This window comes from Marinobacter segnicrescens (genome assembly GCF_900111555.1).
Taxonomy (GTDB): Bacteria; Pseudomonadota; Gammaproteobacteria; order Pseudomonadales; family Oleiphilaceae; genus Marinobacter; species Marinobacter segnicrescens.
Window position 1 is genome coordinate 1 of the sequence record NZ_FOHZ01000047.1, and the last position, 11173, is coordinate 11173.

11 protein-coding genes are annotated in these 11173 nt (G+C 55.2%); 3 read left to right on the top strand and 8 right to left on the bottom strand.

The genetic code is table 11. The features are described 5' to 3' along the window. Positions 1-32 precede the first annotated feature (32 nt). On the bottom strand, positions 33-1052 hold the full coding sequence (locus BM036_RS19000) for an IS30 family transposase (RefSeq protein WP_091855222.1): 1020 nt from the start codon (positions 1050-1052) through the stop codon (positions 33-35). 59 nt (positions 1053-1111) lie between these two features. Here BM036_RS19000 and BM036_RS19005 point away from each other — a divergent pair, with 59 nt between their 5' ends. Beyond that, the gene (locus BM036_RS19005) at positions 1112-1858 is read left to right on the top strand and encodes an OprO/OprP family phosphate-selective porin (RefSeq protein WP_281247039.1); all 747 of its coding nucleotides are present in this window, start codon (positions 1112-1114) and stop codon (positions 1856-1858) included. Between the two features lie 411 nt (positions 1859-2269). Here the strand turns inward: BM036_RS19005 and BM036_RS19010 are convergent, their stop codons facing one another. Beyond that, positions 2270-4411: a TonB-dependent receptor family protein gene (locus BM036_RS19010; RefSeq protein ID WP_091855215.1), complete on the bottom strand. Its 2142-nt coding sequence runs from the start codon at positions 4409-4411 to the stop codon at positions 2270-2272. Positions 4412-5372: 961 nt separating this feature from the next. On the opposite strand from BM036_RS19010, the gene BM036_RS19020 reads away from it, so the two are divergent. Together BM036_RS19020 and BM036_RS19025 are read left to right on the top strand one after the other, a co-directional pair. After that, a complete protein-coding gene (locus tag BM036_RS19020) occupies positions 5373-6608 on the top strand; it encodes an alginate export family protein (RefSeq protein WP_091855223.1) in 1236 nt (411 codons plus the stop codon). 326 nt (positions 6609-6934) lie between these two features. Further along, positions 6935-7132 carry a hypothetical protein gene (locus BM036_RS19025; RefSeq protein WP_091855216.1) on the top strand — a complete coding sequence of 66 codons (198 nt, stop codon included), beginning with the start codon at positions 6935-6937 and terminating at the stop codon, positions 7130-7132. Between the two features lie 420 nt (positions 7133-7552). On the opposite strand, the gene BM036_RS19990 is transcribed toward BM036_RS19025, so the two are convergent. The 6 genes from BM036_RS19990 to BM036_RS19055 all read right to left on the bottom strand — a co-directional run. Next, on the bottom strand, positions 7553-8050 hold the full coding sequence (locus BM036_RS19990) for a hypothetical protein (protein WP_143066667.1): 498 nt from the start codon (positions 8048-8050) through the stop codon (positions 7553-7555). 10 nt (positions 8051-8060) lie between these two features. Further along, the gene (locus BM036_RS20395; protein WP_091855218.1) at positions 8061-8300 is read right to left on the bottom strand and encodes an SPFH domain-containing protein; all 240 of its coding nucleotides are present in this window, start codon (positions 8298-8300) and stop codon (positions 8061-8063) included. 23 nt (positions 8301-8323) lie between these two features. Next, entirely contained in the window at positions 8324-8692 is a 369-nt protein-coding gene (locus tag BM036_RS20585; protein WP_353743823.1) for an SPFH domain-containing protein, read from the bottom strand. A gap of 122 nt (positions 8693-8814) precedes the next feature. Next, entirely contained in the window at positions 8815-9363 is a 549-nt protein-coding gene (locus BM036_RS19045) for an SAM-dependent methyltransferase (RefSeq protein WP_177186115.1), read from the bottom strand. A gap of 55 nt (positions 9364-9418) precedes the next feature. Further along, positions 9419-10159 carry an IS21-like element helper ATPase IstB gene (gene istB / locus BM036_RS19050; protein WP_023010646.1) on the bottom strand — a complete coding sequence of 247 codons (741 nt, stop codon included), beginning with the start codon at positions 10157-10159 and terminating at the stop codon, positions 9419-9421. After that, the coding region (locus tag BM036_RS19055) for a Mu transposase domain-containing protein (protein ID WP_091855221.1) at positions 10146-11173 on the bottom strand (1028 nt) is incomplete at its 5' end. The genes istB and BM036_RS19055, both read right to left, overlap by 14 nt.

An 11173-nucleotide genomic window follows, 5' to 3' on the forward strand; every position in this document is an offset into this window, starting at 1 on the left:
GGCGGTCTCCAACTCCAAGTGCAACACCCGGGTTAATGAACGCCTGACGGCGCATCCTGGGTTTGCTTGATCAGATCCATAAAGACCTCCAGCGGCGGCTTGAAGCCCAGTCGCTTTCGAGGCCGGGTATTGAGCTGGAAGGCGATGGCATCCAGCTCGTCCTGACTGAACACCGACAGGTCCGTGCCCTTGGGCATGTACTGCCGCAAGAGGCCATTGGTGTTCTCATTGATGGCCCGCTGCCAGGGACTGTGTGGATCGGCGAAGTAGATCGCCGTCCCGGTCTTCTGGGTGATCTCGGCGTGGCGCACCAGCTCGCGGCCCTGGTCGTAGGTGAACGTCTGGCGCATTTCCAATGGCACCCGGTTGAGGGCCGCGCTGAAGCCCTGAACGGCGGCGGTTGCGGTAGCGCCGTCCATCTTGGCCAGGAATACCAGGCCACTCACTCGCTCAACCAGAGTGCCTACAGCGGAGCGGTTGAACGCACCTTTGATCAGGTCGCCTTCCCAGTGCCCCGGCAAGAGCCGTTCATCGACTTCCGGCGGGCGAAGGTGAATGCTGACCAGATCCGGGATCTGCTGACGGCGGTCCACACCGCCCGCGCGGGGCCGGCGCTTGGTCTTGCCCTGGCGCAGGCATGCAATCAGCTCCTTGCGCAGCTCACCGTGAGGCTGGGCGTAGATGGCTTTGTACACCGTCTCATGAGAGACCTGATAGTCGGGCTGGTTTGGAAACATGGCCTTCAGTGTGCCGCTGATTTGTTGGGGAGACCACCAGTTTCGTAGCATGTCGAGGACGATCGCATAGAGATTCGTTCCTTCGACTAACTTGCACTTGGGCCGACAACGAACACGCGCTGAACATGCTGTTACCCTTGCTGCCTCGGCATCATAGGGCTGGTCGTTAACCGCGTGTCGTCGTAACTCCCGGCTCAAAGTACTGGGAGAGCGCTTCAACTCACGGGCGACGGCACGGAGGCTGGCTCCCTGGCGCATCATCAACATGAGTGTGACGCGGTCTGTGGTGCTGAGGTGGTGATAGTGATTTTTCATGGCAACACGATACTCGATCAGGGAGTGTTGCACTTAGTTATTGAGCGCGCGACCTGTACATTCGTTACATGGGATTTGGCTCAGCTGCAACCGTGACTATCGGTAAACAGAAAGAGCCATTCGGCCTGGAAGAATTAACGAGCTCAAAAGACATCTCAGCGCTTGAGCGATCTGCCATGACCGAGCGTTATGCCCCCGGTCGCAGCGGCGGCATCCAGCTCAGCGGCAAAGGCAGCAACTGGACCTACGGTATCGGCTACTTCGAGGCAGGCGGCAATGGCAGCGACGATTTCAATAACACGGCAGTAACCGCACGGGGCACGGTTGCACCGATTCAAACGAACAATATGGTTGTTCATCTTGGTGCGGGTTATACCACGCGTGATGCCGACACTCAGGCCGATGAGGTCGATACGTTTAATCTGGAGCTCGCCGGCGCTTCCGGGCCCTTCCATGCCCAGGCCGAATATTTCGATTCCGAGGAAGGCCAGGTGGATGTTGATGGTTATTACGTACAGCTTGGCTGGATCATCACCGGCGAAAGCCGTCCTTACAAAGCCGGAGCATTCAAGCGGGTAAAACCGGCATCACCCAAAGGGGCCTGGGAAGTTGTTGCCCGCTTTGAGGATGGTGACGGAAAATACAGTGATGTGGGGCTGGCCACGACCGACGGTGAGCAAACAACACTGGGCGTTAACTATTACGCCAACAAGAATGTTCGACTTGGAATGAGCTACATGGATGGCGAAGAAGCCAATGGCGCTAGCGGAGATGAAGTGCGTGCGAGGTTACAATATGCGTTTTGACCGCATGGCGGGTTCTTGAATAAGCTTACCACTTGATTAGGGCACTGGTACGGGAAACATTGCGATCAAAAAACAATCGGAAAATTCAGTTAGAGTTCAGTTTAGCTTGATATAGTTCTTGCGAGTTAATGAAGTACTCAGGTTTTTAGGGCAGATATTCATCTGCCCATTTTTTTGTCTGCCCCGCTCTGAATAGAGCTCATCTGAAGTTTCTGGGTACATAGCTATCTGGCAATAATCAATTCCTGAAAAAGGGGCGCACCGACGCGCACGTGGAGTCGTCTGGCAGTCTGTCGGGATTAGGTTGTTAGGTCTCTCATAGCCAGAAAACCCCGGCTGGAAACCAGGGCTATGACAGAGAGGGAATGCAAAGGCGAACTCGCCGCCGATCAGTTGGCCTTGGGTTGTTGATCAGAAATTAACGCTGATCCCCAGCGAAGCGGTACGTGGCATGTTTGGCCTGGCGCCATCGGGCAAACGTGAAACAATTTGCTGTTCATCGAACAGGTTGTCCACTTTCAGGAAGACATCGGCACTGGCGGTCAGCGCGTAACGGCTGATGAAGTCGACCAGGAACAGGGATTCGGTCTCGTCCAGTTCGGTGGCCGTGTTGTTGCATCCCGCGCTCACACACATCTCATCGACGTAGGTAGTCACCAGATAGTTGTCCCAGCCGCTCTGGTGCTCCATGCCGACCCGCAGGCTCATCTGGTTTTCCGGAACGTCTTTGAGCTGCTCGCCTTTTTTCAGGCCAGAGGCAGCATTGTCCTTGCTGATTTCCGCCTGGGTAAAGGTGTAGGTAAGGCTGACCGGAAGGTAGAAGTCGCCCGCCTCGGTGCCGGTCTGGAGCTGGAATTCCGCACCGGCAATTTCAGCCTCGCCGGTTACGAAACTGCCAGAAGTGGCGTCATTGCTGCACGGCGAGCCCACTGAACAGTTTTCAGCCTTGTTGGAGAAATCGCTGTAGAAGCCGATCATTTCCGCGAAGAACGCATTGCCAAAGTAGCGGACGCCGGCTTCCCAGTTCTTGCTGGTTTCCGGTTCTTCGTTTGCCCTGGCACCACCTCCGAGAGGGGAGAAACCCCGGTGCACACCGCCCAGAACCTGCCAGCTTTGGGTCAGGTCGTAGGTAAAGGAAGCGCCGGGCAGGAGTTCAGCGCTGTCATTGGCGCGGGTGCTGTCGATGGTTGTGCGGCCGGGATCCGCGTATTGGGTGCGACTGGTCTGCACATCTTCGTAGCGCAGGGCCAGATTAATGCTGAGCTTGTCCGTCGCCTGCCATTTGTCGAGTGCCCAGAAGCTCAGGGCTTCGCCGGTCTCGAAGCGGTTGTTGCTGCCCGTTGGGGCCACGCTGTTCTGGAACACCAGGGAGCCATTGACCTGGTCGTACACATCCACCGGCTGGAAGCGATCCATTTCATCTTCGTGGGCGCGGGCGCCGAAGTCGAATTCGTGGTTGCCAATGTTTACATCGAAGTTTGTCTGCACGCCCTGGGAGACGTACTCTCTGGCGTTGTTCTTGTAATTCAGGCCGCTGGTGTCAACGGTACCGTCGAGAATACCCTGGGCATTGGCGTCACCGGCGTTTGCCTGGTCGATGATGTTTCCGGCGCCACTGAGCTTGTACCAATTGCGTTTGAAGTCGTTGCGATAGAGGGTTGTGGTGCTGCTTACATTGTCGCTCCACTCGAACTGATGAGTCAGGCTGACACCGGAGTGAGTATTATCCATCTGGTCGGGACTGGAAAGCCCGTAGCGCCGGTTGGGGTCCTGGTTGAAGTCCGCATCCGTCAGTCCGACATAGGTCGAGTTGGAGGTTTCCTCGGAATACTGCAGCTTGGCGGTCACGCTCTGGCGATCACCCTGCCAGCGTAGCTTGCCGACATAATCACTGATGTCGAAGCCACTGTTGCGGTTACTTCGGTCAATGTCCTTGAAGCCTTGCGCTGAGCGCTGGACCGTTTCAAACAGGTAACCCCAGTCACCGTTCGTGTCGCCATAGGTTGCATGAACGTCGGTGGAGCCGCGCTCGTTGGTGACGGCTTCGACGTAGCCCTTCTGCTCGTCGGGAATGGGTGTGGAAATCAGGTTGATCACGCCGCCGGTGGTTTGCGGACCATAGCGCAGCAGCGGGGCACCCTTGAGTACTTCCAGCGAGGACATGCGCTTGAACGTCGGGAAATAATAGGCGGCCGGATTGGAGTAGGGCGCCGGGGCGATCAGAACGCCATCTTCCATCAGTGTGACGTTGCTGCTGCGCTCGGCGGTGGCACCGCGAATGCCAATGTTAGGGCGCAGGCCCTGACCTTCCTCTTCCCGTACATACACGCCCGGGACGGTTTTCAATACCTGGTTGATGTCGGCCTCAACCTCGGTTTTCAACTGCTGATCGCCAACTACATAGCCTGACCCCGGCAGAGTTTGGGCTGCAGACGCATCGCCAATGATTTCCAGGGCTTCAAGGGTCTGGGGCTGGTCATCGCCAGCGGCAGAGCCCATGGCTGGGGCCAGGCTGATCGCCACTGCCAGTGATAGTTGGGAAGGTCTAAACATACGGTTGTTCTCCGTTATCATTGAATTTGCCGGATGCAGGTGATAATGATTAGCATTACATTTCGAAACTTTATGGTTTTGTAACTATTAAGTCAATAGCCAATTCTTATGGGTCGAAACGTGTCAACAGGCTGAAAACCGTCAACTCCCGCTTTTCCTTTATCGACCGAGAGGATTGTTCAGATAGCTTGCGGGTATGCCGATGCTAATGACGTCAACACCCTGCGCCATGGCCCGGTGTTCAAGCCGGACGCCGAGTGAAACCGCTTGAGGCAGAGTAGGGTCTGGCCAGCGCGCCGGCCTTCTCAGCCCTGGAGAATGCTGTGAGTGCCTAGGGTGTGCGGGTAATTCTATAAACTAGAGGCTGCCGGGGAGGGTCACGAGATTTACTCTAGGCTGTGTATAGGGTCAGAGCTACGGCATCCTTCAGCGTCAAATCAAGTTGATTCTGAGAGGCGTCAAATTGTTTGTCGCATTATGCTGGTTTACTAAGCAGCCTCGCCGAACTGGAGCCGAGTCTGGGTTGTTCCTGCTGGTCTACTGGAGTTCTCGTTTTTCTGTCGAGTTTTCCGCCTCTCCGATCCGCATTTGGGGTTCATTGCCTTTGGCAGGCTGACTATGGGGCAGCTGTTAAATCTGCAAATGATCATTGGTGGCTTTTTCTAGGATTTGAGGAAATAAGCGCCGCACAGTCCTTCAAGCCCAGAGGTATCTCAATGGAATGAGCCGCAAACGAGGCCCGTAGGGACGGCTCTGTGAGACGGATGAGGTGATGGCACCTTGTCCTGCTCGTTTTGTCTGTGAGCTTTTGGAGGTACCCCTTGCGAGTCAGGCTCAAGCTGACCGATATCAAGGTTGCCGCGGACATAGGCGCCCTAAACTGAATTATCGACTCATGAATGAAACATTGACTCCACTCACCCCTTATACGGCCACAGAAGGTACCACTAGGATGAAAACGATGCTAACGCCGCTCCCTGCCAGGAAAGGCCAAAGAAACCAGAAGTCGTTGCTGGCCTTGGCCATTGGTTCACTTCTGGCCTCTTCCGCGACGCCTGTCCTGTCCCAGACCCTTACCGACGCCTTGACCGGGGGAGCGGTTTCGCTTGAAGTTCGCTACCGTTACGAATTTGTGGATCAGGACAACCCTCTCGATCAAGCCCATGCTTCCACCGTTCGAACCCGACTGGGGTACCGGACTGGTGATTTCCAGGGGTTTGAGGTGTTTGCCGAGGCGGAAGATGTGACCGCTGTGGGGAATGAGAACTACAATAGCACCATTAATGATACAACCGATCACTCAGTGGTCGCTGATCCGACGGAAACCGAAGTCAACCAAATTTACGTACGTTACAAAGGCCTTCCGGATACCACACTGACCTATGGTCGTCAGCGCTTTGCTCTGGACAATCACCGGTTTATAGGCACAGTTGGCTGGCGCCAGAATGAGCAGACCTTCGATGCCTTTATCGGCGCCAACGAGTCGCTTCCAGACACGACGATTACAGCGGGCTATCTTTACAATGCTAACCGGATATTCTCGGACGCCAGCCCGAATGGCAATTTCCCCATGCAGTCGCCGATTCTTAATGTTCAGTATCAGGGGTTGGCCGCCGGAACCCTTACCGCCTACGGATATCTGTTCGACTTTACCACCGCAGACGTCAACTCAACCCAGAATTTTGGCTTGCGATTCACTGGTGGCACCGATGTAACGGAAGACGCCAAAGTCCTGTACACTCTGGAGTACGCAATCCAGAAGGACTATGCAGACAACCCGCAAAGCTTTGAGGCCGCCTATTGGCTGGCGGAAGCGGGCCTCGCCGCGTATGGCGTTACGGTCAAGGTGGGCATGGAAACCCTGGAGTCGGACGACGGCCGATCATTTCAGACTCCTCTGGCTACGCTTCACGCAATGAACGGTTGGGCCGACCAGTTCTTGGTCACCCCGGACGATGGCCTGCAGGATCTTTACGTATCGGCGGGTGCCGCAGTAAAGGGAGTCAAGTTGCTGGCCATATTTCATGACTACAGCAGTGACATCAATAGCTTGAGCTATGGCTCTGAGCTGGGGCTGCTGGCTGCCTACCCAGTCAACAAACATTACACGGTGGGTGCCAAGTTCGCCAGCTATGCCGAGGATGGTCGCGGTGTGGATACGGACAAGGCCTGGTTGTGGGGACAGGTCAAGTTCTGACTTTCTCACTGTTGCGTTAATCAGACATCCGCCTGAAAGAAAGCGGAGTCACCCCGACCGAGGGGAAGATAATCCGAATGGCAAGGGCCACTGGCTAACGGTGCGGTCGAGGAGGCCTCAGGAAGTTTTCCGCACACAACACGAATCGCGGTCAGCTCTGTTACGCAGGCGTGTGGCTGGCCGGCGATCATCCGCGACTTACGGGTCTTAAGCCCTCCGCGAATGGTTTCAAGGACGGCGCTCGGTCCGTGGCAATGTCATAAATTTACAGAAATTGATGTGTTATCTATGCTTTATGCAGAAGCTAAACAACAAGGAGAAACAAGATGGGTAAAGCTATTAATGGTAAGTTCGAGAACATGGATCAGGCACACAATACGCGAGACGACCTTATTGGCAGCGAAATTCCACAGGATCTGATCTATATTGATAAGGATGAGCAGACGATCCGGGTGATGTTGCCGGCGGAGGAAGCAAGAGAAGTCTATGAAATATTTGACCGACACGGTGTCACTTATAAGTGAACGCTCGTTAACATAGATCCCTGATCTTCAAGCCGCCTTCTTTCGCCTTAGCTCCACTCGCATGACGTTAATACCGCCTGTGCGACCCAGCCGATCAACGTGGCGAGAGGCCCATAGGAGATGACGCCTTTATAATCCACGTCATAGGGAGCAAGCTCTTCCGCCAGATCGATATAGACCCTCGGGGTGACAAAATTGTTTTTGCTTTCAAAAGGTTCCTTTAAGCTGTCGCGAGTGGTTTACCCACCAACCATCAGATCTTTTAACCAACCCTGCTTCAGGCAGCGTTTGAACTCGCTGTGGCTCAGTTCCCTGTAGATGACGGTTATGCCCAGAAGCTCTGAAACAGCAACGCCCCCCACACCGCGCCGCAAAAAGGTAGACTAAGTGTAGTTGATGCCTTTTCCCATGCTTTCTTGCTCAATGACAGTCACTGTTTTTGGTCAGGTGTGCGAGATTGTCGAGCTCACACTCCTCGCTGTAATGAATCAGCCCGCGTTTTACCTGTTCCGCCATACCTTTTGACAGCCGGGCTGCCGCCTGTTCGATGGTTTTTTCGATATCTTCCAGGGAAGCCTGCAGCTGATCGTAAGTCACATACAGCTCCTGATCCGTGAAGTCCACTGCATCAATACCCATCAGCGACTGCAGTGATGTTTTCAAATCAGCCTTGAGGTCATCGCTGATTATTTCGCGGAGTCGCATGCGGCGTTTTTTTAGAATCACTTGATTTTTCTGCTTGGGCGACAATCCGTGTTGAGGATCGCCCACAAACAGATGCGGGCGGGATTTAAATCGCTCTAGGCACTGACGCGAACAGAAATAGTGGTTTATACCCTGGTAATTCCATAGTAGCGAGCGATTGATTTTTTTCATATCACACACGGGGCAACGAATCGTGGACGCCAGCTTGTTCATCAAGCCCTCCTCAGGGGTTTTGGCCTATACCATTCAACAGTTGGTGTAGCTCGCTTTCAGTGGTTAATGCCAGCGTGGTGGAAGAGTCGATCACCCGGTTATAGGTCTCCAGGGTTTTGACAAAGTCATACAGATCACGGGATATTTCCGACTGGTTATACGCCGCTGCGTAAATTTCCGTGGCTTTCGCGTCCGCCACCCCCTGAATGGTTTGAGCTTCCCGATAGGCTTCAGACTCAATGCGCTGCAAATCCTTTTCCTTGTCGCCGATAATTAGCGGCTTCGCCGGCACCCTCGGAACGGAATCGCTCGGCAATCTGCTGGCGTTTGCTGATCATTCTGGCGAACGCTTTCATTGTAGTTGATCCGCTTAAAACGAATGTCGGGCAATTCAATGCCAAATTTAGCCATCTTTGCCGAAGCCGCGGCAGAGATGTCCGCTTCTATTAGCTGCCGCCCCCGTCGGACGGACCGCGGTTGGCCAATCACCGCTTTTGTGAGCGGCTGGTCGAAGGCGGGCTCCCTGCCTTTCTTGGTGTGTGCAAGTTCTATCAATTCGTGTTTGGCAACAGCTTTGCGGGTTTCACTACCGAGAATATCTTCCAGTCGCGACCGAACACTGTAATCGTCCCGCAACCGCAATGCCTCTATACAGAGTGATCTGACGTGGTGAAACCGGTATATCCGACAAGGAGGGGCGGAATCGATCGTTCATGGTTGTTTCCTTTTATCGATTAATGATTCCTGCAATCGACGGACACGCGTTAACCGGTTGTGGCATCGGTGCCTATCTCCAACACATTGTTATCAAGATATTGATGTGGTGGAATAATCAGGTTGGTGGGTGCCCGCAAAAAGTCGTTGCCGGAGCGATACCGCTCAAATCGCTCCTCGGCAATGGTAATGGTTTGTATCAGTGCCTTGCCGCCGGGTCTCAGATAATCGTGTACATCCTTCATGTAAGTGGGCCAATAGGTCTCGCCCACGTGTTCAAACATCCCGATTGATACCACGAAATCAAACGGACCCGACAGTTCCCGGTAGTCCTGTAAACGCACCTCGGTATTTCCCTCCAGTCCGGCGGACCGGAGTCGTTGGCGGGCACAATCCGCCTGTTCGCTGGACAAGGTTGCCCCGGTTACATGGCACCCGTGTGCAGTTGCCACTTCCATAAAACCGCCCCAGCCACAGCCTATTTCCAGGATGCGGCTTCCCCGTTCCGGTGCCAGTCGCTGAAGGATCCGCTCATATTTCGCTTGCTGTGCCTCGTAAAGCGAGAGGGACTCGTTGCCACCAAACAGGGCGCATGTCAATGGCCATTTATTTTGACCCACCTTTGGCCAATAAAATTGACCCACCCTTTATAGTCTAGCTTGTAACTTTCTGCTTCAGTCGATAGCTTTCTCCTCCCAACATAAAGATGTGTGAATGGTGGATGACCCGGTCAATGATCGGCACCGCCACGTTGTCGTCGTGGAAGAACTCGCCCCAGCTGGTGAAGTCCTTGTTGGTGGTCAGTATGATCGACCGGTATTCGTACAGGCTGTTGATCAGTTGGAACAGGTTATAGCGGGCCTGCCGAGTCATGGGCAGGTAACCCAGTTCATCAATGATCAGTAGATCGTATTTGGCCAAGGCGCTGACCCGCTTTTTCAGCTCACCCTTCATCTCGGCCAGTTCCAGTTCTTCCACCAGATCCAGGGCATTGCGGAACAACACCCGGTAGCCAGCTTCCACGGCTTTGTGGCCGATCCCGATGGCCAGGTGGGTCTTGCCCACACCCGGCGGGCCAATGAACACCAGGTTGTTCCGTTCGTCGAGGAACTGGAAGTCCAGCAAGGCATTGACCTGACGTTTGGTGATGGTGGTCTGGTGCCGGTAGTCAAAGCCCTCCAGGCGCTTCTCGACGGGGAACGCGGCCATCTTCCGGTTTCGACGGATACGCTTGTCCTGGCGCTGGATCAGTTCGTGTTCGGCAAGCCGGTCCGCGAAGCTGAGATAGGACATCTCGTTGGCTTCAGCCTCGGCCAGCAGGCTGGTCAGTTCGTCGGCGGCCGCGCTCAGGCGCAGACTGCGGTAACGGGACACGGTCTGTTCAAGCTGGCTCATGGGTCACCCCCTGGCCACTGGAGTGGCCAACACGGCGGTAAGCACTTAGGTCCAGTGCTTCCTTGGGTTCTGGCAGAGGTTCCGGCTGCCGTTCCCGGAGAACGGCGGCCTGGGCCGCTTCAAGGTAGCTTTGCAGCCGTGTGGCGGTCATGCCACGACGCTCTGCCAGCGTCGTGATCAATGCCGGATCCACGGGTGCATAGCGCTTGAGCAGGTCACGGGTAGCCACCAACTGATCCTTGTAGATCTTGGGCTCGGAACGCTTGAGTTGCTGGCACAACCGTTGCCCGACTTCGCTACCGATCATCTCATTGATCTTGCTCTCAAGGGTGGCCACCCGCTCGGCATGATCGCGGTAGTGATGGGTGTTCTTGATCACCTTGCCTTTATCGGAACACAGCGTATGGCTGGCAATGACGTCGCCTGTGTTCAGGTCGCTGATATGGAGTTGGCCGCCGGACTCCAGAACGCCCACCCGGGCCTGTTGCCAGGCCATGGGCACGGAGTACTTGTTGGCCTTCCAGGCGATCAGGCCGGTCTTGTCGGCCCGACGTGTCTCGTGGGCCACCGGCTGCACGCAAGCTGGTGACAGGTAGGCCTCCAGATGTTCTCGCTCATCCCGTTCGAAGTGTTCCCGGGGTGGTTCGCCGGTGGTCCCGTGAATACGGACATTGGCTACGCTCTCAACCCAGTCCTGCACGTGCTGGCGCACGTGCTCCTGATCCCGGAAGACCTCACCGTAAAGGCAATCCTGCTTGACGTACTTCACGCCAGCTTCCACCTTGCCCTTGCTCTCCGGGTCATAACCTTCGCAGGCATGGATCCGGAACCCGGCCGTGGTGGCATACTCGTGGAACCGTTGGTTGAGGGTCAGCTCCCGGTACTGTTCGTTGATGACCACCAGCTTGGTCTGATCGTAGACGCATTCCTCCGGCAGGCCACCGAAGTAACGCAGGGCTTCGTTATGGAGTTGGATAAAGGTCTGGGTATCCAGTGGGCGGAAGGCCAGACCCA